The organism is Streptomyces sp. RLA012, from assembly GCF_056270325.1.
In genome coordinates this window covers 1250808-1273620 of record NZ_JBWDPA010000002.1, presented here as the reverse complement: position 1 = coordinate 1273620, position 22813 = coordinate 1250808, and the positions used below count along the sequence as shown (strand labels likewise).

The window sequence follows — 22813 nt, the reverse complement described above, 5'->3', positions numbered from 1 at the left end:
ACACGACAGTCGGCCGTTGCTGAACTCGGAGCGGTTTATGTCCATTCCTGGAGGGACCTCCGGTGCCGTTACGCCCAACTGCGTAGCGAGAATGGGCGCGGGTGACCGTGTATGGAGGAGTGCATGACGCGAAGGGGGAATTCGTCGGCCACGGGGTATTCAATGAGCCATCGGTGGGCGAAGTCCCGCCACTAACGGCAGATTCGCAGGGAACGTCTCCGGGGGGAATCTGCCGTGCGGAGGCACTGACGTTCTTGCACACAACTGGGGGATTGCTGTGGCGGTGGCCGGTGTCCACGTGCGGACCAATATCAATGTTGTCGTCCGCGCTACTGTCTATTCGGCGAATGAAATCGTACGTATCTTCTATGAGACGGTGTCCGACGTCGGGCTGAACGTCACCGAGCTGGCGCAGACCCAGCCCGTCATCGAAGCCGGCCTGCGAGCCTGGCTCTCCACGCGCAAGCTCGAAGCGGCGCATCTGGAGGTGTTCGATCCGGTGAGCCATGTGGTCCGGTGCCGTACGGATCTGAACATCAAGTACATCTCCGAAACCAATGAACGGCACCACACCGACATCGAGCGGGTGAAGTCGGCGACCGGCTCCCTGGGCAGATACCCGGGGTGCGAGTACCGCGTGGTCGTCTCGCTCGCGGACGGAGCACCGGACGTCGGGGGCTGGGAGACGACCACGCTCGGCAGCGTGGACCATCTGACCAAGCGCGACGTGGGCGATGTGATCGACACCGCCGCCGTACGGTCCCGCATGTTCACGTGGTCCTGACATGCACTCAGTCGGAAACCGGGGGAGGACGACATGCGGGTGAGCTACCTGCTGCACGGAGAGCGGCACGAACTGAGGGTCGAGGAGACCGACGACCTGGCGGAGCTGTGCGGCCGTGTCGAAAAGGATCTGCGCGCCGCGCACACGGAACTCGCGAGCGCGCCGTACCTGGCGGAGAAGGTGGCCGACGGGCTGCTGAACAGTCTGAGCCTGGATGCCGAGGACGCGGATCTGGGAGAGGTCGCATGACGGAGCAGGAGGGCGAACTGCTCGTCGTGTCCTGGCTGCCCGAAGCGCGCGAACGGCTGCGGAGTTCCTGGGACGCGGTGTGTCTGCCGCCCGGCATCAAGGCGCTGCTCCTGTCGTACACCCGCACGCTCGGCCGGTTGTCGAAGGTGCCGAGCCAGTCCTTGGGCCTGCGGCGCAGCGTGCTGCTGTACGGGCCGCCGGGATGCGGGAAGACCAGCCTGGCCCGCGGCCTGCCCGCGGCGTTCATGGAGGCGACCTCGACGGCGGCGATGGCCTTTCTGCACGTCAACACCCACGCGCTGTTCAGCGGCATGCGTGGGGGTGGTCAACAACGCGTGCTCCAGGCGTTCTCCCGCATCAGGGAGACCGCGCAGCAGGACTGTCCCGTGTTCGTGCTCCTGGACGAGGTGGAGACGCTGGGCACCGACCGCTCGGCGATCAGTCTCGAAGCGAACCCCGTGGACGCCCTGTTCCAGGTGAACGCGTTCATGGAGTCCCTCGACCGGTGTGTGGAGGAGTGCCCCCGGGTGATGTTCGTGCTGACCACGAACACGCCCCGTTCGCTGGACCGGGCGGTGCGGGAGCGCGTCGACTTCGCCGTCAAGATCCCGTTGCCGGACGCCGAGGCCCGCTCCGTCATTCTGCGGGACTCGCTCGGTGCGCTCGCCGTCGCCTACGACGTGGGCGAGGCACTCGCCTCCGCCCAGGTCCAGGACGACGCCTGGCGCGGACTGGTCGCACGCACCGAGGGGTTGTCGGGCCGGGCGCTGCGGCACGTCATGGTCCTCGCCGGAGCCCTCGCCGACGCCTCCCCGGTGATCGGCACGGATCAACTGGCCGCGGCACTGGACCAGATCCGGGGCGTCGAGGACGACCTCCTGCGCAGCGGCGGAAGCTATGTAGAGGCATACCAGAACGGCGGGAAGCGGTTGTGACATTCGAACGTGTCGTAGTACAGGGCCCTTTGCGCTCCACCAGCCAGGTCTGCGACGAGCTGATCGGATTCCTGGAGCGGTGTCTGACGGAGTTCGGGCACCCGGGCGCGGCACTGGTGCGGTCGGTCCTCGACCCCGCCCAGCCGCTGCTGCGGACCCTGACCACCAGAAGGGGATTCCCCGGCCCGGCGGTCTCGCTCCACGTGGCCGGGACCGAGGTCCTGGTACGTATCGCCTATGACCCGGAGGTGACCGAGCACCTCGCGATCCCCATCGTCAAGCCGCTGTCCGGGGAGGACGCCGGGACCGGCGCCCTCGTGATCGTCCACACCGCGTCCGAGGTGGAACCGGGGCTCCGTGACGCGGCGGAGTCCGCGGGCCACGATGCCCTCCGGCTGGAGGTGCGGCTCGCGCCGGCACCCGCCGACGTGCCGGTGCCTCAGGACATGCCGGTGCCTGACGACATGCCGGCGCCCGACCCCGTACCGAGTGCGACGCAGGACGAGGCAGCGGTCGAGGCCGTGCCCCAGGAGACGGCTGTGGCTCCGGCCCCGGCTCCGGCCCCGGCCCCGGAGGAGCCGGAACCGGCCGTGCGGTGGCCGGAAGGTTCCGCGGCCGCCGATCCGCCCTTGTACGGAGGGGAGGCGGACAGCCCGGCACCGGTGGGGCACGACGGATGATCGCCCGATCCGGCGCCTCAAGCGCGGCGGTCACCTTGTGCACGAGGGAAACCAGTCGTAGTACGGAATTGGTTCGGGCGGTCCGTGGTAACCATGGCAGTGCGAAACTCTGTGGTGGCCGAAAAAACGTGGGGGTGCGGCACCAATTTCACGCGGTCGATGTGACACCGGACGCTGCGCCATTCATTGTGTTCTGCCGCCGGTGGTGAATGTGTTCCCGAATCACCGGTTGGCAGATCGGTGACTGGCTTTTGCTGTCGCCGGTGAAAGGGGAACGGGGGAGGGGGAGAAAACCATGGCCCGGATTGCGGGAGAGGGAACTGCCGGAGAAGGAGAGGGAACTGCCGGAGAATGGGGGGACGGATCCCGTATGGATCGGCTGGTCGCGCTGCTGCTCACCGAGCTGCGAGGCGTCGACCCTGCGCCCGACGTGGCCGACGCGGCCGTGCCCGGGGCGCCCCAGGAGGGTCTCGACACCTGGATCGCGGCGGCGGCCGCGCTCGCCGCCGGGGAGCCGAAGAGGGCCCGGGCCGTCCTCGACGGACCGTCGTCCCCCGCCGACGGTGCCCACTCCGCGGCCTCCCACGGCCACGAGCGACCGGCGAACCTTTCCGACGCCTTACGGGCCGCCGCGTTCGCCATGGACACCAACTGGCAACCCGGGGTGTGCCTCGCCCCACTGCGGGCCGAGGCACATCCGGCGGCATCCGGGCCCACCGTCTTCGCCGACGAGCGACTGCGGCTGGGCGCGCACCTCGCCGGACAGTTCATCCCCGTCCTTCTCTCCGCGCGGATGACCCTGGGACACGCGGGGGGTGCCGAGGCCGCGCGCGAGCGTGCGTCCCGCTACGGAGCGCGCACCGAGGGCGCGGAATGGGACGTCTCGGAAGGCTTCGCCAAGCCGCTGGAGTGGTTCGACGGCCTGTACGAGCCGATCGCCGCGGCCGGTCACGAGGACGCTGCGGCCTGCCATCAGCTGCTCGCCGCGGATCTGCGCGTCCGGGCCGGCGACCGACAGGCGGCCCTCCCGCTGCTGTACACCGGACTCCGGGGCGCCGCGCGGCGCCCCGCCCCGACCGGTCTGGCCGAACTGCTGAGGGGCGACTGGGAACTGGGGGCTCCGGGAACGGCGGAGCAGTGCGTCGTCCCGCCGACCCCGTCGGCCGGGTCCGGGCCGGCACGGGCCGCCGAACACTACGAACTCGCGGAGGCCGCCTACCGTACGGCGGGCTCGCAGCGCGGACGGGCCGCCGCGCTGCTGCGTCTGGCGCACGTCCACCGCCTCCGCGGTCGGGCGGAGGAATGCCGCGCGACCGTGGCGTCGGCGCTCACCGCGGCCGTGGCGGCGGGCGACGGGGCCTGCGCCGCGCTGCTTCGGGTCCATCAGCTTCTGGACCTGATCGCCGCCGATGCCGATGCCGATGCCGATACCGACGCCGACACCGCTCCCGAGTTCGAGACGGAGGACGAAGTCGTCGAGTTTGTCGCGCTCTGGGCCAGGACGGTCGGCAGCACGTCATGGGCGCGCGGACTGGCCCGGCTCGTCCGCGACCGGGCGGAGTCGTGGAGCGCGCAGGGGCACGTCGTGCGCGCCGCCAGGGCCGAATCGCTGGCCCTCCGGCTCACCCCGGAGGGGGATGGCGACACCGCCGACACGGCGGCGCCGCCCGCGGCGGGCACCTTCGTGGAGGCACGGCACCGGCTGGCCGCCGTCGTCCTCACCGACCTGGAACAGCGGGATCACCTCGAACGGATCCGGCGTCGCACCGACCGGGGTGAGCCGCCCGACCTCACCAGCTCCCTCGGTGTCATCCAGGGTGCCAAGCTCTTCCACGACCAGGCCACCGCCCTGCAGGATCCCGACCTGCTGGCCGCCGCGCGCTCGCGCCTCGAACCCGCCCTCCACTTCGGCGGACTCCTCACGGCCTGGGCCGGCCCCCTGACGGAGGTTCTCGACGTCCTGCGCTCGGATCTCGCGGCCTGCCCCGCGCAGGAGAGCCTGTTCCGGTCCCGCCGGGTGCGTGCGGCGGGGCTGGAGGAGGAGGCGGACCGCCTCGCCCGCGACGCCCTCCACAAGTCCGAGCAGATCCCGGACACGACCTTCCGACACCTGGTGCGCTGCTCCGCCCTCGCCGACCTGCGCCAGTGGGAACCGGCCCGCGCGGAGGCGGCAGCGGTCGAGCCACTCCTCTCGGCCGTTCAGGCGGCCCATCTCTGGGTGCGGCTGGGCTGCCTTCGCCGGGCGCGCGGGCATGTGCCGCTCATCGGGGTCGGCGGCCCCGCCGAGGATCACTCGTGGGAACTCTCCGCCCTGCGGGCCGACCTCGCACTGGCCGAGGGCGCCTACGGCGACGCCGCCGACCAGGCACTGCGCGGTCTCGCCCAGTACGAGGAACACCGCGTCAGGCTGGCCAGGGACACCCTGCGTACCTCCTTCGCCGACGACCCGGTGCCGGCCGGGCTGCACCACGCCGCCACCCTCGCCCTGCTGCGGTCCGGCGGCGCGGACGCCGCAGCCGCCGCCTTCACCGAGGCCGAGCGCGGCCGGGCCGGGTTCCTCGGCGCCGTCCTCGCCCTCGACGCCGCGGGGACGGACCGGGCGGGCCGTACGGCGGTCAGGAACTGGTTGGCCGCCGAGGTGCGCTGGGCCGCCGAGTTCGAGGAGCACGCGGAGGCCGTCCGCCGTACCGCGAGGCACGGCGAGCAGCCGTACGAGGGCGTCGCGGGGGAGGCAGGCGAGGACGCGGTGGCGGAGGTGACCGGGCGACGTACGCGCATCGAGGCGACGAACCGGGCCCTGGGCGTCGCCGAGACCGCGGTGCGCAGGCGGGTACCGGCCGCGCTCACCGCCGCGAGCGACCGCGCGCTGCCGGACGCGGCCGCCGTCGCCGAGGCGCTGCCCCCGGACACCGTGCTGCTCTCCTACCACCTCTACGACGACTCCCTGGTCGGCTGGGCCATGACCCGAGAGGAGCTGCTCGTGGAGCGCCGGGCCAGTCCGCCCGACGGGAGGAAGCTCGCCCACCACGTGGTCGCGACCGCCCGCCGCTTCCGCGACTCGTGCGCCGCGGCGGGCGGCGGTGCCGCGGAGAACGACGGGTCCCACCTGGCCGAGTGGCTGCTGCGGCCCTTCGCGGCGCCGCTCCAGACCTGCCGACGGGTGATCGTGGTGCCGCCCGCGGCGCTCTCCCTGCTGCCGTTCCACGCGCTGCCCTGGAGCGGCGACGTCCTCGGCGCCACCCATGAGGTGTCGTACCTGCCCGCGGCCACCGCGCTCACACGGCGCCCCGCCCAGCGACCGGACCGGCCCTGGAGCGAACTCGGCGCCCTCCTGGTGGGTGCCCCCGCGAGCGATCGGCGGCGCGGCCTGCCGGAACTTCCGGGCACCGCCGTCGAGACCGCCGAGATCGCCCGGCTGCTGCCGCACGCCCGGCGGTTGACCGGGGCAGGGGCGACCCGGGCCGAGGTGCTGGCGGCGGCACCCGGCTGCGAGGTGCTGCACCTCGCCGCGCACGGCCTGGTGGACGAACTCGCTCCGAACCGCAGCCGGCTGCCGCTGGCCGGGGACGACTCCCTCGGCCTCGCCGACCTCCTGTCCGCCGCCCACGGCCCGCGCCTGCTCGTGCTCTCCGCCTGCGACACCGGGCGCGGCACCGCCACCGCGGGCGGCGACGTCCTCGGGCTGACCCGGGCCGCCCTGATCACCGGTGCCCGGAACGCGGTGGTCTCGCTCTGGCCGGTGCACGACAGCGTCGGCTGTCTGGTGATCACCAGGATGTACCGGCACCTCGTCAACGACCCGGCCGCCCGCGTCGGCGCGGCGCTGGCCCGGGCGCAGCGCGAGGTGCGCGCCCTGTCCGGGGCGGAACGGGACGAGGAGTTCCGTGCCCTCGCCCACCGGACCGGAACCGACCCCGGACCGCGGTTCCGGTCCCGTTCATGGGCCCGTTCATGGGCCCGCGACATGGAACCGGTGCGGCCCCCGGCCGCGGCCGACCGGCACCCGTACCACTGGGCGCCCTTCATCCACGTGGGGGTATGAGATGACCTTGAGGGCCGTACTGATCGGCGCCCAGACCTACGGTCTGACCGGCGTGCACACCGACGTCGAGGTGATGCGCCGGGTACTGACGGACCGCGGCTTCACCGACCTGGACGTCCGTACCGGCGACCGGGCCCGTTACGAGGGCGTCGCCGAGGCCCTGGCCCGTCTCCGGCACGCCGTCCGGCCGGGCGACGGGGCCGTCGTGTACTACTCGGGGCACGGCGCGCTCTCGGACGGACTGCAGTACCTGGTACCCGTCGACATGGGCGAGAGCACCGACACCGACTTCCGCGGCTACCTCGCGGAGGAACTCACCGCCGCGGTGCGCGCCATCACCGCGATCACCCCCAACGTCACCTGCGTCCTCGACTCCTGTCACTCGGGCGGAGCGGTACGGGAAGCGGCGTACGCGTCGGGCCGCTGGGCACTGAAATCCGTACAGCTGCCGCGGGTCCCCCCGGACGCGGCCCTCGACCGGGCGGCACGCCTGGGCGGCCGGGACGAGCCCTTGGTGCCGAACGTCGTACGGCTGACGGCGTGCGAGCAGCACGGCTCGGCGTACGAGGCCGAGCTCCGCCCCGGGGCCGGCCGGCAGGGGGTGTTCACCGCGGCCCTCGCCGACCTGCTCGACGCCACCGCGGGCCGTCGTGTCCCCTGGTCGGTGCTGGTGGCCCGGGCCCGCGACCGGATCAAGCAGCAGCAGGTACGGCAGTGGCCCGACGCCGGCGGGCCCTCCGGGCGGCTGCCGTTCTCCCTGGAGGAGCCCGCCGAGCCGGAGCGGCTTCCGCTGCTGCGCAGGGAGGGCCGGTTCCGTATTCCGGGCGGGGCCCTGTTCGGGCTCGGCCCCGAGGACGGAGTCAGGCTGGTCTTCCCCGACGACACCTCGGGGCACGAGGGCCGGGAGACATCCGTGCCGGCGACCGTGGAGGAGATGCACGCGGGCGACGCGGTACTGCGGGTGACGGGCGCCGCGGTTCCGCGGTCCCTGGCGGACGAACTGGCGAGCGCCCAGGTGCCGCCCGGCGCGCACGCGCTCGCCGTGCGGGTGCACGACCGGTGGCAGGTGCTGATCGACGCTCCCGGCCCCTTCGCCGACACGCTGCGCAAGGAACTCGCCCGCTCGCCGCGGCTGATGGAGACGACGGAGGCGAACCATGCCTTCGCCGTCGTACGGGTCCGCGACGACAGGCCCGAGGTGCTGAACCCGGAGGGCCGGCCCATGCGCGAGCCGTCCGACCCGGCGTACTCGGACGCCTCCCGGCTGACCGCGCTCCTGGACGAACTGGCCAGGGGCGAACGCGTACGGCGACTGCGCGACCCCCAGGACGCGAGCCGCCTCGACGCCGTGGCGGACGTCGTGTTCGAGGCCCTGCCGCCCACCGGTACCGGCGGCCGGCGCGTGCTCGCCCCGGAGAACGAGCGCCTCTACGACCAGGACCGCTACCGGGTCACCGTCACCAACCGGTCCGGCAGGCCGCTGTACTTCTGGCTGATCGGCGTCGGACTGAGCGGCCGCACCTCGCTGGTGACCAATGATCAGCCCAGCGGTTATCGGACGGAGCCCTACAGCGACCGTACGACCCCCGTGGTCACGGTGTACTGGCCCTCCGACGTACCCCGGCGGGGCCCCCGCCCCGAGACCGTCCATCTGATCGTGGGCGACCGTCCGATGGACCTCAGCGGTCTCGCGTCGCGCGAGGCCCGCGAGCGGTCCGCACACACGACCGACCCCGCCCTGGGCGCGCTTCTGCAGGAGGTCTGGGACGGAGTGCGGGACCAGACGATGGACGTGGGCGAGGAGTTCCACTACCGCGTGTGGACCCTGCACGCCGAGGTGCTGCCCCGGACCGAGGAGGCGGACGCATGATTCCGTGGCCGCCCACGGTGCAGCGGGTACGGGCCGACCGTCTCGCGAAACAGGAGCGCTGGGCCGAGGCGTACGAGCTGTACCGGCAGGCCGCCCGGCACTATCCCGACCGGGTGCTCGCCGCCGCCTGCTGGCAGGACGCCGCGCTCATGGCCGGTCACCTCGCCCGCCATCCGGAGCAGGCCGACTGCAGCGGACGCAGCCTCGCCCTCCTCGACGGTGTCCTGCTCAACACCCCGCTGGGGCGCCGCACCAGGATCCGGGCCCTGCTCGCCAGGGCCGAGGCCCTCTACCGCACGGGCGATCTCACGGGCGGCGAAGAGGCCGTCAGGCACGTCTTCGACCTGATGGCCCGCAAGGACCCCGACTTCACCGCGGACTGCTTCCACCGGCTCGGCCAGACCCTGATGCTCCAGGGCAGGATCGGAGACGCGCTCAACGCCCTGGCCCACGCCGTGGAGACCGCCCGGGCCACCGGCACCGGCCCCGAGGTCGCCCAGGAACTGATCAGCCTGGGCACCACGGTCGGCGTGGTGGGGGACACCGCCACCGCCCGGGACTGCGCGGACGAGGCCGAGCGACTGCTGCGGGGCTCCTCCGAGCGCGGCAGCACCCGGATGCTCGCCTCGGCGGTCAGTCTCCAGGCGGTCGTGCTGCGGCGCCAGGGCCGCGATCAGGAGGCGGTCGCGCGAGCGCGCGAGGCACTGCGGCTGCTCTCCGGGCCCACCGGACAGCAGGACGTGGCGATCCTCGGCCAGGCCCGCGACCGGCTCGCCGTCTGTCTGGCCCACTGCGGCGAACCGGAGCAGACGCGGGAGGCGATCGAGTTGCTCCGCGACAACCACGACCAGGCGGTCGAACGCGGTGACCCCCTCGTCAGGGCCGCTTCCGCCGCCAACCTGGCAGGCGTCCACGCCGTCCTCGGCGAGCTGGACGATGCGCTCGCCTGGGCCGAACGAGCCGTGTCGGCGGCGCGCGTCGGCCGGGGACCGCAGGTCGTGGCCGCCGCGCTGCTGACGCTGGGGACCGTGCTCCATGTGCGGGGTGACCAGGCCGGAGCGGAGGACCGCCTCCTGGAGTCGGTCACGCTGTGGGAGGAGGTCCGGGCCACCACTCGCACCGAGATCGAACACGTCGAACTGCTCGGCGAACAGGCCCAGGTGTACCGGGCGTTGCAGCGCTGCCGGGTCGCGCGGGGCGACACCGACGGCGCGCTGGAAGCCGCCGAACGGGTCCGTGGCCTGCTGCTCGAACAGCGGCTCCTGTCGCGGCACCCCGACGCCGGGCCGCCGGAGCCGGCCGGTACGGACCGGCGACGCCCGTCCGTGCCGACGGCCCGTCAACTGTCCGAGGAGGCCGTACGCCACCAGGACACGGTCACGGTCGTCTACAGCCTGTTGGGGCCCGCCAGGCCCACGGTGACCAGCGGTGCCACCACCGTCTACATCTGGGTCATCGCGCCCGACGGCACACGCCGGCACCACGAAGTGGACCTCTCCGCCCTCCGCGCGGCGTTGCCGACCGCGGTGTCGGCCCAGGGCCCGCGCCCGGACCCGCCCGCGACACCACCGGAGGCCCGGCTGCTGCGCAACCTCTCCGACGGAGCCGGGCTCGCCGGGGACGGCGCGCGGGACAGCCTCCCCCTGGCCGACGAGCACGAGAGCGCCGCCACGGAAGCCGAACTGCGGCTGCTCTCCGACACCTTCCTGCGGCCCGTGGAAAAGACCATCAGGGCGACCGGTGCACGGCACCTGGTGATCGTGCCCGACGGGTTCCTGCACTACGTACCGTTCAACGCACTGCCGCTCCGGGACGAGACCCCCTTGGTGGAGCGGTACGAAGTGGCCCTCGCGCCCTCCTCCCGGCTGAGCCCGGCCAGGGCCCGGGACGCCGCGCCCGTCACCGTCGCTCCCGGTCAGGCACTCGTCGTCGGCAACCCCGACCCGCCCGCGCAGCCGCTGCTGCCCGGTCTGCCGCCGCCGGTGCTGCCCGCCCTGCCCGCGGCCGAGCGGGAGGCCGGTGCCGTCGCCGGGCAGTACGGCGCGGGCGCGCTCCTCGGGCGGGCGGCCACTCGGGAAGCCGTGCTGTGCCGACTGCCGCAGGCCCGGTTCGCGCACTTCGCGACGCACGCGCTCGCCGGCGAGGACGTGCTGCGCATCCCGGGCGCGCTGTGCCTTGCACCGGGCACCCCGGCCGATCCCGCCGCGGTCCGGGGCGGCGGCTCGGACAGCCCGTATCTGCTGGCCGACGACATCGAGCCGCTCGACCTGTCGGGCTGTCGCCTCGTCGTACTCAGCGCCTGCCGCACGGGCTGGGGCAAGGTCTCGCCGGAGGGCAACGTCGGCCTCGCCCGCGCGTTCCTGGCCGCGGGCGTGGACTGTGTGGTCATGTCGCTGTGGTCCGTCCCCGACAGCGCCACGGCCGATCTCATGACGGCCTTCCACCACCGGCTGGCCGCGGGCGCGACCACGGGGGAGGCCCTGCGGGGTGCGATGCGGGAGACCAGGGGCCGTCATCCCGGGCCGGCGGACTGGGCGGGGTTCACCCTGCTCGGCGCCTCCGGGCTGCGACTCGTCCCGGCGGCCGGCGCCCGATGACCCGGGCCGGGGCGCGAGCCACGGGGACCCGGTCGTCCAGGACGGGTCCGGGCCCCCGCGCCGTCCCCCGGACAGCCAGAGTGCGCCCATCGCACCGACGCTCTCTCCGCAGCGGTGCGGAATGCGGGCGGCGGGTGCGACGGCCCCTTCCTCGGTCGGTGGCCGGTCGTATCCCTGTCCCCACTTGCGTGAAAGGCAAGGGCTGTTCGCACCTCGGTGGATACGATGCCGTACGTCACCAATGCCGGAGAAGACCTGCATGCCTGGGGAGATGCCGTGATGTCGCAGAGGTGCACGGAGGGCCCGGGGCGCGGCGACCGATGGCCGCACGGCACGTTCCTGGCCGATCTCACCGGTTCCCCGGAGGCCGCGAAGACCCTGCTCTCCCTGGGGACCGCACGCTCGTACGAGGCTGGCGAGCACCTGCTGGTCGAAGGCCTCCAGCAGACCTACGTCATGCTGCTGCTCAGCGGGGTCACCAAGATCACCGCGACCGCGGAGGACGGGGACTCGGCGCTGCTCGCGATCCGGCTCGGCGGGGATCTGGTCGGGGAGTTCGCGGCCTTCGACGACCGGCCCAGGGCGGCCACCGTCACCGCCGCCGGACCCGTGACCGCACGCCGCGTGGGCCAGCGGGACTTCCTCGACTGCCTGGACGGGTATCCGGCCGCCGCCCTGGCCGTCAGCCGGATGCTGGTCCGCAAGAACCGGTGGTCGGTGCGGCGGCGCGGCGACTTCAACGGCTGTCCGGTGGCGACCCGCGTCGCCCGCGTCCTCGTCGACCTGATGGAGGACTACGGACAGCCGGGGCGCGACGGAGCGCTGCTCGGACCCCGGCTCACCCAGGCGGAACTCGCCGGGCTGGTCGGCGCCAGGGAACGCCGGGTGCACCACGTGCTCGGGGAACTGGCGGAACAGGGAGTCATACAGGTCGGCTACGGCCGGACGACCGTCCTGTCTCCCGCCGGGCTGCGCCGGGCCGCGCGGCTGACGGAGCCCGACGGCTGACCGCATACGGCACCGGACGACCGGAGCACGGAAACGAGGGGGGAACCGCACGGATGCGGGACAACGACACGGCACCCACGAACGCGGCGGACGGCAGAGGCGACGGCGTCGCGGAACACGGAGACCGCGTGGCGGAGTACGGAGACGGCGTCGCGGGAAACGGAGACCGCGTGGCGGCGTACGAAGACGGCATGACGGCGTACGAAGACGTGCTCGGCACCCCGGACCTTCTCGCCCTCGACGGCGTGGTGTCCAAGGGAGGACAGACCGTCCACGACCGGATCGGCGGAGTCTCCCTCGGCCGCCCGCTGGTCTATGCCCTCCGCAACCCGGCCCGCGGCCACGCGCCGGCGGACCAGAACCGTGAGTTCCTGGTCTGCTTCCCGTTCGACCTGGAGGAACTGCCCGACGGACGCCGCTACGAACAGGTCACCCTCACCGTCCACCTGGCCGACGGCACACACGCGCTGAGCCTGTACCCGGCGGCCGGCACGACCGCCGCCGACGGGACGGAGATCGCGGTGTTCGGGCTCGGCGGGCAACGGCTCCGCTGGACCTTCCGGGCTCCGGGGCGCGGCGCGCTGCGCCCCGACGGCCGCTGGGCCCAGGCGGTGGTGCGGATGCCGGCGGCCACGGCCGACGTGTCCGGCCGGCTCAGCCTGAGCACGACCACCGTGCAACGGGTGCTCGGCGGCGCCCTTCGGCGCAGGGCGGCGGAGACCCCCTACGACACACCGTTCCACCTCCGCACGGCGGAGGCATGGCCGGCGGCCACGCCCCCCGAGCACCAGGAGGCCTTCCCCGGCGCCTGGGCGCTGGCCGCGTACGAGGACGAGAGCCCGACGGAGGCGTCCGAGGCGTCCGAAGAGGGCGAGCGGGACGACGAGACGCTGCCTCCGGGGCTTCGGCGGCTGTGTCTCGCGGTCGACATCGAGAAGTACAGCGCGCGCGACAACGCCGACATGGTCCGGCTGCAGCGCGTACTGCTGCGCACCCTGCGTGCCGCGTGCGAGCGCGTCGGCGTCGCCTGGGAGCGCTGTGGCCGACAGGCCCAGGGCGACGGCTATCTGCTCGTCCTGGAACCCGACGTCGACGAGACCAGGGCCGTACCCGGACTCCTGGACGGCCTGACCGCGGGCCTGGCGGCGGCCAACGGCCGGACCGCCGGGGAGAACTCCGCCGCCGGGCAGGCGAGTTCGAGGAAGACGGACGACGTCCGAATGCGGGTCAGTCTGCACCAGGGCATCGTGCACGAGGCGGACAGCGGCTACGCGGGCTCCGCCGTGGTCGCCCTCTTCCGCGTCCTCGACTCCGCCCCCGTACGCCGTGTCCTCGCCGAATCCCCCGACACCGACCTGGTGGTCGCCTTCTCGGACACGCTCTACCAGGATCTCGTCGGCACCGGCTACGAGGGACTGTCGGCCACCGGCTTCGAGAAGGTGGAGATCGAGATCGCGGCCAAGAACTTCACCGGCGTGGCGTGGGTCCGCGCGCTGCGCCCCGCCGTCGGCCCCTGACCGGCCCTGCGGTCCTCGGCTTCGTACGCCATCGGCACTCGGCTGCGTACGCCTTCGATTTCATGCATGTGCGTTCTGGTTCTATCGACAAGGGGGAACGGGTGGCAGTCAAAAGCTCGGAGGGCCGAGATGAGTGACACGCCGTCAACGGGTGCGCTGGACCTGGTCACCGTCCTGACCACGCAGGCCGTCGAGTCGGCCGACGGAGCTGAGCGCACACCCTGGCTCCTGGCGCGCTGCCTGCTGTGGGCCGGCCGGGGCGAGGCCCCCGGTCAGGACACGGCGGCCGTCGACCGCGCCCTGGCGGACTTCGACGCCCTGCCGGCGGACCTGCCCGGTCGCCCCAAGGTGGCGTCCGTGCTGGTGACCGTCCTCCTCACGTCGGGCACGCTCTTCGGATCCGCACGGATGGCCCGTGCGACGGCTCTCGCGGACATCGCCGACACCGACCCGTCCCCCCTGCCGGACTGGCCCGTGAGGTCGGCCGCGCTGCGGGCGGCGGACCTGGCCGTGGGCTGGCAGGAGAGTCGGCCGGGGTTCAACCCGCGCACCGCGCTGCGGGAGCTGGAAGGGTACGCGCGGATCGTCGGTGACACCCAGCCCTACGTCACCCTGGTCGACTCGGCACGCAAGGCATTGCAGCACCTGGTCGCCCAGGGCGACGCGAATGTGGGGGAAGCCCAGCGCGTGGCCGACGAGATGCACACGTTCGCCGCGGGGCTGGGCGACCGGCCCGCGCTGCACGACCGCGGCATGCTGGCGGCGCAGTTGCAGCAGGCGAGCGCCAAGGCCATGCGCGGCGACGTCGTGGGCGCCATGGAGAAGCTCGAAGAGATCCGTGAAGGCGCGCTCCGCCTGCCCGCGGGCGATCCGCTGCGGACGTCGGTGGAGCAGGCGTGGAGCTCACTCGCCCCGTTCCTGGGGGCGCTGCGGCCGAACGGTGCGGGAGGCGGCGGGCAGGGGCGCCGGGAACCGTACGTGAACCCGATCGGCGACTCCGACCTCCGCGTCTTCGAGGACATGGCCAACCAGCCGGGGCTTTCGGACAGCGAACGCGCCTTCCGGCTGGCCCAGTTCGCCACCGCCGAACTCGCCACGGACACCCCGCAGTCGGTGGACAGCGCGGTGAACCACCTCACCCAGGCGCTGGACGTCGCCGCCGACCACGATCCGCGACGGCCGTTCTACCTGCTCACCGCCGGGTCCGCGCACATCCGCCGGGTGGAGATGTCGGGCGGCAAGCGCGATCTCAGGACCGGCATCGAACTGCTCGAACAGGCCTGGCAGCTGGCCGAGTCCACCACCCACGCGCTGTGGACCATGACGGCCATGCCGCTGGCCCACGCCTACCGCCTGTCCGGCCGCCGGGAGTTGGGCCGGGCGACGGCGCTGCGCGGCCTGCGCGGGCACGCGTGGAGCGTGCTGCTGCAGTCGACACCCGACGAGATGCAGGCCACCGCGCGGCACGCGGCCGACGACGCCCTCGACACCGCGCGATGGTGCCTCATGGACCATGATCCGGAAAGCGCTGCCGCCGCCTTGGACGCGGGCCGCGGACTGATCCTCTACGCGTCGACGGAAACCCGTGACATCGCGGCACGGCTCACCGCCGAGGGCGACCCGGCCCTGGCCCGTGAATGGCTCCAGGCGCAGCAGACCCATGCGGCGAACGAGGTGCCGGGCGACCTGCGACGCCGGGCCATCAGCGCGCTCGCCGGCATCCCGCTCACGGCCGACGGCTCGCCGACGGCCAGTCCGGCCGAGGGCACGACCCGGCTGCTCGACCCGCCGGAGCTCCACGAGACGCGGGCCGCGCTGCGCTCGCTCGGCGCCGACGCGCTGGTCTACCTGGTCCCGGGGGACGAACTCAACGGCGCCGCGGTGGTCGTCCGGGCCGACGCACCCCCCAGCTGGCTCCTGCTGCCGAAGCTGAACGACACCGGGGTCGCGGCGTTTAGGACCTTCCTCTCCGACGCGGCGCAGGGCATGACGGACCGGGAGGCACGCAATCGCGACACCGCCCTGCGGGACGCGCGGATCAAGGCCCCGAGGATGCTCGACGGGATCTGCGAGTGGGCCTGGGAGGCGGCGATCGGGCCACTGGTCGAGGAGCACCTGAACCTGCCCGCGGACCGCCCGGCACGGTTGGTGCTGATTCCCGTACGAGAACTGGCCCGAGTGCCGTGGCACGCGGCGCGCACCCGGTCCGCCGACGGGACATGGCGGTACGCGATGGAGCGCGTCGTCTTCTCCTACGCGCCGTCCGCCCGGCTGCTGTGCGAGTCGGCCTGGCGGGAACCGGTGCCGCTCACCGGCCGGGGGCTGGTGATCGGCGACCCCGACCCGGCCGGAACGGCGCGGGACCTGCCCGCCGCACGCCTTGAGGCGCTGGCGGTCAAGGACTGCTTCTATCCGGACGCGACATACGTCGGCAGGCTGCCCGACGGGGAACCGAGCCCGGAGGGAGCGGGCACCCGGGACGAGGTGCTGCGCTGGCTCGCGGATCCCGACGGCGGCTCCATGATGCATCTGGCCTGCCACGGCATCGTCGAGCCGAGCACCTCGGCCGACGACAGTTCCTATCTGCTGCTCGACGGGGGCGAACACCTCGCGGCCGAGCGGCTGATCCGGACCCTGGGTGCCGACCCCGATCGGGGCATCGCGCTCGCCGTCCTGGCCGCGTGCAGCAGCGGCCGGTCCGGGCGCGGGTACGACGAGGCGTTCAGCCTGAGCACCACGCTGCTGGCCGGCCGGGTCCGGTCGGTGGTGAGCGCGACCTGGAGCGTGCCGGATGTGGCGACCTCGGTGCTGATGTTCATGTTCCACCACTTCCTCAAGGTGGAGGAACTGCCGCCGGCGGACGCCCTGCGCGCCGCACAGCTGTGCATGGTCGGCCGCCGGAAACCGCCGCAGGAGATGCCCAGGATGCTGCGCGGCCAGCTCCGCGACCACGACGAGTCGGACATCGCTGCCTGGGCTGCCTTCGTGCACACCGGGCGGTGAGAGCCTGATTCACAGGCTCTGAGCGGGGCGCCGCCGCGCGGCGGGGGAGTCAGGCCCCCGGGACATGGACCACGACCGGCAGCACGGTCGTGGTCCAGTCCCCCGACGAGGGATGCTTCATCTCCGCGTCCCGGTGCAGCGCGGCGAGGCCGAGCCGGTCGAGCACTCCGCCGAGGCCGTGCAGACCGCCGCGTACGGGCGGCTCCTCCGGTTCGCCGAGGCGGGCGAGGGCGAACGCTCCCGAGTTGAAGGGTGTCTCCGCCACCAGGACCTTCAGCCAGTCCATGCCCGTCGCGCCGGGCACGAGGGGGCGGTCCGGCGGCAGGGCCAGGGTGACCGCCCGGCCCCATGCCGCCGAGGCGGTGTGCCGGGGCGCGATCCAGTCGCCGGAGAAGAGCGCCGCGTGGATCCGGAACCGGTCGGTGAGATCCAGCAGGACGCAATACAGCTGCCGGTCGGTCGAGTTGCGCAGCCGGACGAACACCTCGGGCTCGTGCCAACCGTCCGGTCCCCGGCGGTAGTCGAGATGGATCGCCCCGTCGTGGCCGGGCCGCAGCGCGGACCCGCTTCCGGAATCGAAGGCTTCGCCCCCACGTACGGCCACCACTTCCACGGACACCGCGTTGGGCAGCGTGGACACGGGGTTGTGGAGTTCTTTGATGCGCCGCCACCGCGCGATGTGCTCCAGATCCGCGGCCACCCGGGCCGCCTCGTCCGGTGTTCCGCACGGTGTGTCGGGGACGAGCGGGCTGCCGTCGGCGGAGGTGACGCGGACCGTGCCGGGGCGGGAGACCGTGACCCGGGCGTCGGGCAGCCGCTCGGCGTCCGGCGCCGGGTCGACGACGCGGACATGGGGCGAGGGCCGTCCGCCGGGGGCCGCGGTGTCCAGGGCGGCGGCGAGCAGCCCCGCGGTCCGCCCGTCGTCGGTGCCGCCGTCCAGCGTCACCGTGCCGACGGGCAGCGGGACACCGGTCAGGACCATGGGGTACTGCTTCTCCGGGGCCGGCGTCCAGCCGATCGGCTCCACCAGGCCGCGGTCGGCCAGCACCTGGACCACCCGGACCTCCAGCAGGGGATCCGAGCCGTGCACCCCGAACAGTGCCGGGTCGCCCGGTGCGCCGGCCGGCACACCGTGGCAGGCTCCCGCGTCGATCTCCCACACACCGCGCAGCCACCGCATGGTCACCGGGGAACGGGCCGCCCTGACCCGGCCGCCGAGGAACGGCCGGTCCACGATGGAGTCGGTGACCGGGGAGAGGACGGGGACCTGGCCGCGGGCACCGTCCTCGACGCGGCAGCGGGCGCCGGTCATCAGCTCCCGGCAGGTCGCCTCGAAGCCAAGGGCGTCGAGCTGCTCCAGCAGCGCCAGGCTGAACAGACCGCGCTTCCCGTCCGGAGCGGGCACCTCGACGGCGTACTGGTCCGAGTGGCAGGCGGCGAGCAGGACGTGCGGGGCACCGAGCGGGCCGGCGGTCGCCGTACGGGGCCCGCCGCCCTGCCCGGTGCGCAGTTCGTGCAGCAGGGCCTCGACGGCGGGCGGCGCGGCGAGGGCCGGCTCACGGCGGATCACCAGGGGCCTCGACCCCGTCGGACCGGGGCTCTGGTCGTCGGCCTCCCGGGTGCCGCTGTCGGCGTGGCAGCAGTCCAGCACCGCGACGACATGGGTGCCCCGTGCGGTGATCTCGCCGATGAGCACCGCGAGTTCCTTGTCGTAGAGATCGGGCACACCGTCGTGCCGGCTGTCGGCGCACACGAGGGTCTGCAACAGCGCGGTGGGCTCCAGGTGCGCCAGTTCCGGGGGGACGGGGGCCTGCGAGCCGTGGCCGCTGAACCAGAAGAGCACGCTGTCGCCGGGCCCGGCCTGGCCCAGATGCCCTCGGAACCCGTCGATCAGGGCCGCGCGGGTGGCCTCGTCGTCCCGCAGGCACAGCGGCGCGTACTCGGCCGGGGAGAGCCGGCTGCGCAGGAGGGCGGCGACGGCCTCGACGTCGTTGCGGCAACCGTGGAGCCGCCGGACCGGCGCACGATAGCCGTCGATTCCCACCAACAGCGCGTACAGGGCCACGCTTTCCACCCTCTTCCCGATCGTGGTCGTACGGACGACCGCATGTGTTCACGCCGCGCCGTCGTAACGGCCGGACCCCAGACACCAGTCGACCAACGGGAGAATGCTGTCGTCGACCCGCTCCTGCCCGGCGGTGACCGCGGCGGTGAAGAAGAAGCGCACCTCCCGGAACTCCATCTCCATGGCGCGCGCCAGATTGCCCAGGCCCAGCTCCTCCACGAGCCAGGCCCGGGCCGCGTCGCTGTCGTCCGGCCGGCGGTCGCCCAGCAGCCGCTGCCCCCGCAGCACATCGGACTTGCTGATGGCCACCGCCAGCCGGGAGCGCGCGAGGTCGCCCTTCATGCGCTTCATCGTCTGGGTGCTCTGGCTGAAGACCAACTCCGGATCGACGGGCGAGGCGAGGGTGCGGTCCACACCGGCCTGCCGTTCGGCGGGCAACCCCTGCCAGAACGCGCCCACCGACAGCGGATCGAGCACGAAGACGAACGTGCGCGCGGCCCGCGCGTACCGCAGCGCGTCGGTGTCCTCCAGATTGACGAAACGCTCTCCCGCGGTGTCGAAGACATGCACGAGCCTGCGGGACCGCCCCCTGCCGATCAGCAGCGAGTGCGCGCGCGGCAGGGCCCGCTGGGTGCCGAGCGGGTTTCCGCTGATGTTCAGCACCTCCCGCAGCACCTCGTACTTGGCCGCGGTGTCCCGGTCGGCGAACCTGGCCGGGGGACCACCCCGCTCGGCCGCGTCGAACAGCGTCATCAGCATCGCGGCCATCAGCTGTGTCTTGCCGGCGGCGGTTCCGCCCACCATGGGCAGGACCGTCTCCGGGACGAGACCGGTGCTGTCGCTCATGGCGCCCTCGCAGTACGGACAGATCCCCTGCAGACGGTGGCTCCCGATCAGGATCAGCGTCGGCAGCTTGCGGCCGCAGGCACAGCGGCGCTTCAGCACGCCGTAGCGGCCCGGGCGGATGTCCCGGTGCCGACGCCGGCACGCGTCGCCCGGGCACTCGTACACCGGGTACTCCACCCGCTCGTAGCACTGCGGGCAGCCCATGCCGTCCTGCAGCCCCTTGGCCCGCAGCACCGCCCGGTCCACGGCGCGCAGCGTGCCGGCCGCGATCCGCACCACGCCCTGCGCGACATACACCAGGACGGCGTGCAGGAGGCACAGCAGCGCGAGGAGCAGCGCGGCCGTCCCGGCGCCGAGGGCGAGCCCCACGTACAGGGTGAGACCGAAGGGCACGGTGGCCAGCCGGCTGTACGGGGGCTGCGTGAAATACCGCAGGGTCGTCGAGGTGTAGGAGTCCGCGACGGTACGGCGGAAGCGGCCCAGGGTCAGCACGCTCGCGTTGCGCAGATCGCGGGTCGCGGGGCCGTGGAAGTACTGCCGGTAGGCGGGTTCCGGCTCGTCCTGCGGCCGGTAGGGCGGCAGGACCTCGTACGCGGACGTACGCCGGTACAGCACGCCGACCAGGATCTGGCCGTACAGCCACAGCAGTTCGCCGGTCAGCCCGAGGGCACGGCCGACCGCGACGACCGGGGCCAGTGCCACATAGAGGCCGAGCACGGTCACATAGAGGAGGACCAGCAGTGCGCCCACGATGAGTTCGGTCACCGCTTCACTCCTCGGCGCCGGGCGGCGGGTCCTGGGGGCTCTCGCCCTGTGGTGCGCCGGTCTTCGGTGCCCGCTTGCGTCCGCGCATGCGCTTGATCCAGCCGGCGCGTTTCTCCTCCGCCCGCCGGGCCATCCGCTCGGCGAGGGCCGCGTGCAGCGGCCGGGCCTCGCGGGCGAAGGCCTCCAGATCGCCGGGGGGCCACTTGTGCACGACCATCTCCAGCGCCTCGTTCAGGTACCGCGTCTGGGAGTCGGTCATGGACCGCTGGGCCGCGACCAGGGCCAGAATGTTCCGTGACGCCGTGGGGCTCGGTGTCGCCGCCTCCCGGCACACCAGTTGCAGATAGGCGAGTGCCGTCCGGTCGCCCATCGCGAGGAACACCTTCGCCAGTTCGTGAGGTGTTCCCTCGCAGCCCAGGAGGGCCCGGGGGAGCCGTTGACCGCGCAGGGTGAGCACCGGTTGCCACAGCGCGGGCCATCGCGTCTCGGCCAGCTGCAACAGCTCGCTCGGGCGGGGGCGCGACAGCAACTCCGCGATCCGTACGGCGTTCTCCACACACCCCCGGGTGTCCCGCGGCAGCCACGCGAGGCGCTCGGGCGATGTCATGAGGGTGCACAGCTCCAGGCAGAGCACCAGTTGGTCAGTGCTGTCGACGGGCCGCGCGAACACCGACTCCAGCCACTTGCCCGCGCTCTCGTCTACCTGGACGGACGACGGCAGCAGCGGTACGACGTCGAGGGCCTCCGCGTGCGTCCAGCGCCCCGACGGCCACAGCGACCTCAGCAACTCGGCGTCGAGCACGCGCGGCTGACGCTTCATCAGGATGTGCACCAGATTGCCCGCGGCGCGATCCGGGTCCCGTTCGGCACGGGCGATCAGATAGTGCTCACGCAGCTCGGGAAGGTGCTCCAGGTCCTTCTCCAGCAGCAGCTCACTGGGCAGCCCCCGCATCAGCTCGGGGAAGTGGTGCGGCCGCTCGTCCAGTTGTGCGCTCAGGGCCAGCACCATGCCCTCCCGGAACTCGGGCCACACGGCGGCCACCCGGGTCAGCCGGGCCCGGAAGCGTTCATCGACGCGCGAGGTCACCGTGCGGCTCAGCAGGGTCCGGGCGATCTCGGTGCTCTTGCGCACAAGGCCCTCGCGGGCCGGCTCCAGCCGGGCACCGGACGCCCACAGCAGCAGCCGTACGCCCTGCTGGTCGTTGCAGTCCTGGAGCAGTTCCCCGAAACGGGCCGTGGCCTGCCTTCTGAACACCGGGTCGCGGATCGGCACCGGTTCGGCGGCCTCGGGGTCGTCCGCCATGTGCCGCCGCATCTCGGTCTCCAGCAACTCGCCCTGGATCTGCTCGACGAGTTCCCGGTCGTCCGTGGTCCGGGCGATCCGGCTGAGCACGGTCAACCGGTCAGCGGACAGCATCCGTTGCCGGTAGAGGTCCCGGGCGACGGCGGCCCGCACGCCCGTCGGCAGGTGATCCGCGCCGTCGAGCCAGCCGACGAGCGCGGCCGCCTCCTCGTCGTCGAGCGCGGTCCCGCCGGACACGGTCGCCGCGACCGCCGGGGCATACCAGTCCTCGGGTCCGCGCTCGCGGCCGCTGACGTAGTCGTCCGTCCACGACCAGAACGTCTGGGCCGTCGGCACACCGACCCGCCCCAGCAGCCGGGCCAGCGGATGCTCCGGCAGCTCGGGCATCCGGCCGGAGGCCAGGTCGAAGACATGGAACGCGTCCTGGATGTCGGGGCCGAGGCCGACGGGGATCTCGGACACGGTGCCCACGAGGCGCAGCCTGCTGCGCTCGGGGCGGCTCAGATAGGTGGCGAAGGACAGCGTCCGGGCCACCGGCGGGGGCAGCAGGTAACAGACGGCCGCGAACCAGTGCGCCACGGCCTCCGAGGAGGCGTCGATCACCAGCACGGTGCGGTCCTCGGCGATCGCGGACAGCACCGCCGACACCAGCCGCGGCAACCGGTCGCCGTACGGATGCCCGCGCAGGAAGCGGTCCACGCCCGCCGCAGAGAGCGGTCCGGGGCGGGGCGGTCCCGGCAGCTCGGACAGCCGGGTGTCCTGCACCGGGCGCCGCGCCCACTGCGGGGAGCGCCACAGCTCGATGGGGAGCGGCGAGCCGTCCGGGCCGGTGAAGTCCTTGCGGCCCACGGCGTGCGCGAAGTAGTTGCCGAAGCGCTGGGAGGGGTCCCGGCCGACGTACTGGACACAGGCCGCCACGGAGATCTCTCCCGGGCCGCCCGGCACGAAGCACAGGTTCACCGGGCAGCGCTCCAGGTCCGCGGGGGCGTCCGAGTAGACGAGGGACTGCGGTGGCTCGTAGGCGACCAGCGCCTCCACCTCGCGCAGGGTCTCCGCGGACACCCCGTCGCTCACCGCGTTGAACTGGTAGCCCGCGTACCCGGTCAGGCCCCGCTCGCACGAGGTGTAGTACATCTGCTGGAAGCCCAT

General features: G+C 73.1%; 13 protein-coding genes. 10 read left to right on the top strand and 3 right to left on the bottom strand.

Annotated features, from left to right (window positions below):
• Positions 1-277: 277 nt before the first annotated feature.
• The 10 genes from RV986_RS06280 to RV986_RS06235 all read left to right on the top strand — a co-directional run bounded on the left by RV986_RS06280 (position 278) and on the right by RV986_RS06235 (position 16685).
• Complete coding sequence (locus RV986_RS06280) at positions 278-784, top strand: hypothetical protein (RefSeq protein ID WP_475916425.1); 507 nt, start codon at positions 278-280, stop codon at positions 782-784.
• Positions 785-817: 33 nt separating this feature from the next.
• Positions 818-1033, top strand: a complete 216-nt coding sequence (locus RV986_RS06275) for a hypothetical protein (protein ID WP_475916424.1) — start codon at positions 818-820, stop codon at positions 1031-1033.
• The gene (locus RV986_RS06270) at positions 1030-1968 is read left to right on the top strand and encodes an AAA family ATPase (protein ID WP_475916423.1); all 939 of its coding nucleotides are present in this window, start codon (positions 1030-1032) and stop codon (positions 1966-1968) included. Before RV986_RS06275 ends, RV986_RS06270 begins: the two co-directional genes overlap by 4 nt.
• Positions 1965-2648, top strand: a complete 684-nt coding sequence (locus RV986_RS06265) for a hypothetical protein (protein WP_475916422.1) — start codon at positions 1965-1967, stop codon at positions 2646-2648. The genes RV986_RS06270 and RV986_RS06265 overlap by 4 nt, the downstream gene beginning before the upstream one ends.
• Positions 2649-3018: 370 nt before the next feature.
• Positions 3019-6690, top strand: a complete 3672-nt coding sequence (locus RV986_RS06260) for a CHAT domain-containing protein (RefSeq protein ID WP_475916421.1) — start codon at positions 3019-3021, stop codon at positions 6688-6690.
• A 1-nt stretch (position 6691) separates the two neighbouring features.
• Positions 6692-8560 carry a caspase family protein gene (locus RV986_RS06255; protein WP_475916420.1) on the top strand — a complete coding sequence of 623 codons (1869 nt, stop codon included), beginning with the start codon at positions 6692-6694 and terminating at the stop codon, positions 8558-8560.
• Positions 8557-11157, top strand: a complete 2601-nt coding sequence (locus RV986_RS06250; RefSeq protein ID WP_475916419.1) for a CHAT domain-containing protein — start codon at positions 8557-8559, stop codon at positions 11155-11157. The genes RV986_RS06255 and RV986_RS06250 overlap by 4 nt, the downstream gene beginning before the upstream one ends.
• A 279-nt stretch (positions 11158-11436) precedes the next feature.
• Positions 11437-12165, top strand: a complete 729-nt coding sequence (locus RV986_RS06245) for a Crp/Fnr family transcriptional regulator (RefSeq protein ID WP_475924190.1) — start codon at positions 11437-11439, stop codon at positions 12163-12165.
• 53 nt (positions 12166-12218) lie between these two features.
• Positions 12219-13682: a hypothetical protein gene (locus RV986_RS06240; RefSeq protein ID WP_475916418.1), complete on the top strand. Its 1464-nt coding sequence runs from the start codon at positions 12219-12221 to the stop codon at positions 13680-13682.
• A gap of 129 nt (positions 13683-13811) precedes the next feature.
• Positions 13812-16685 (top strand): CHAT domain-containing protein, encoded by a 2874-nt coding sequence (locus tag RV986_RS06235; protein ID WP_475916417.1) that lies wholly within the window; start codon positions 13812-13814, stop codon positions 16683-16685.
• A gap of 49 nt (positions 16686-16734) precedes the next feature.
• Here RV986_RS06235 and RV986_RS06230 read toward each other — a convergent pair whose 3' ends face one another.
• Genes RV986_RS06230 through RV986_RS06220 form a run of 3 tightly spaced genes read right to left on the bottom strand, consistent with a single transcriptional unit; the run spans position 16735 to position 22813 of the window.
• Positions 16735-18750, bottom strand: coding sequence for a caspase family protein (locus RV986_RS06230; protein ID WP_475916416.1), 2016 nt, complete (start codon positions 18748-18750; stop codon positions 16735-16737).
• Between the two features lie 48 nt (positions 18751-18798).
• On the bottom strand, positions 18799-20361 hold the full coding sequence (locus tag RV986_RS06225; RefSeq protein ID WP_475916415.1) for a TRAFAC clade GTPase domain-containing protein: 1563 nt from the start codon (positions 20359-20361) through the stop codon (positions 18799-18801).
• Between the two features lie 4 nt (positions 20362-20365).
• On the bottom strand, positions 20366-22813 hold the full coding sequence (locus RV986_RS06220) for a GTPase-associated protein 1-related protein (RefSeq protein WP_475916414.1): 2448 nt from the start codon (positions 22811-22813) through the stop codon (positions 20366-20368).

What these genes read in the sequence shown, in the direction of transcription:
- RV986_RS06270 (WP_475916423.1), top strand. Translation starts at nt 1,030, where the DNA reads ATGACGGAGCAGGAGGGCGAACTGCTCGTCGTGTCCTGGCTGCCCGAA.
- RV986_RS06250 (WP_475916419.1), top strand. Translation starts at nt 8,557, where the DNA reads ATGATTCCGTGGCCGCCCACGGTGCAGCGGGTACGGGCCGACCGTCTC.
- RV986_RS06255 (WP_475916420.1), top strand. Translation starts at nt 6,692, where the DNA reads ATGACCTTGAGGGCCGTACTGATCGGCGCCCAGACCTACGGTCTGACC.
- RV986_RS06235 (WP_475916417.1), top strand. Translation starts at nt 13,812, where the DNA reads ATGAGTGACACGCCGTCAACGGGTGCGCTGGACCTGGTCACCGTCCTG.
- RV986_RS06240 (WP_475916418.1), top strand. Translation starts at nt 12,219, where the DNA reads ATGCGGGACAACGACACGGCACCCACGAACGCGGCGGACGGCAGAGGC.
- RV986_RS06275 (WP_475916424.1), top strand. Translation starts at nt 818, where the DNA reads ATGCGGGTGAGCTACCTGCTGCACGGAGAGCGGCACGAACTGAGGGTC.
- RV986_RS06220 (WP_475916414.1), bottom strand. Translation starts at nt 22,813, where the DNA reads ATGGGCTTCCAGCAGATGTACTACACCTCGTGCGAGCGGGGCCTGACC.
- RV986_RS06245 (WP_475924190.1), top strand. Translation starts at nt 11,437, where the DNA reads ATGTCGCAGAGGTGCACGGAGGGCCCGGGGCGCGGCGACCGATGGCCG.
- RV986_RS06260 (WP_475916421.1), top strand. Translation starts at nt 3,019, where the DNA reads ATGGATCGGCTGGTCGCGCTGCTGCTCACCGAGCTGCGAGGCGTCGAC.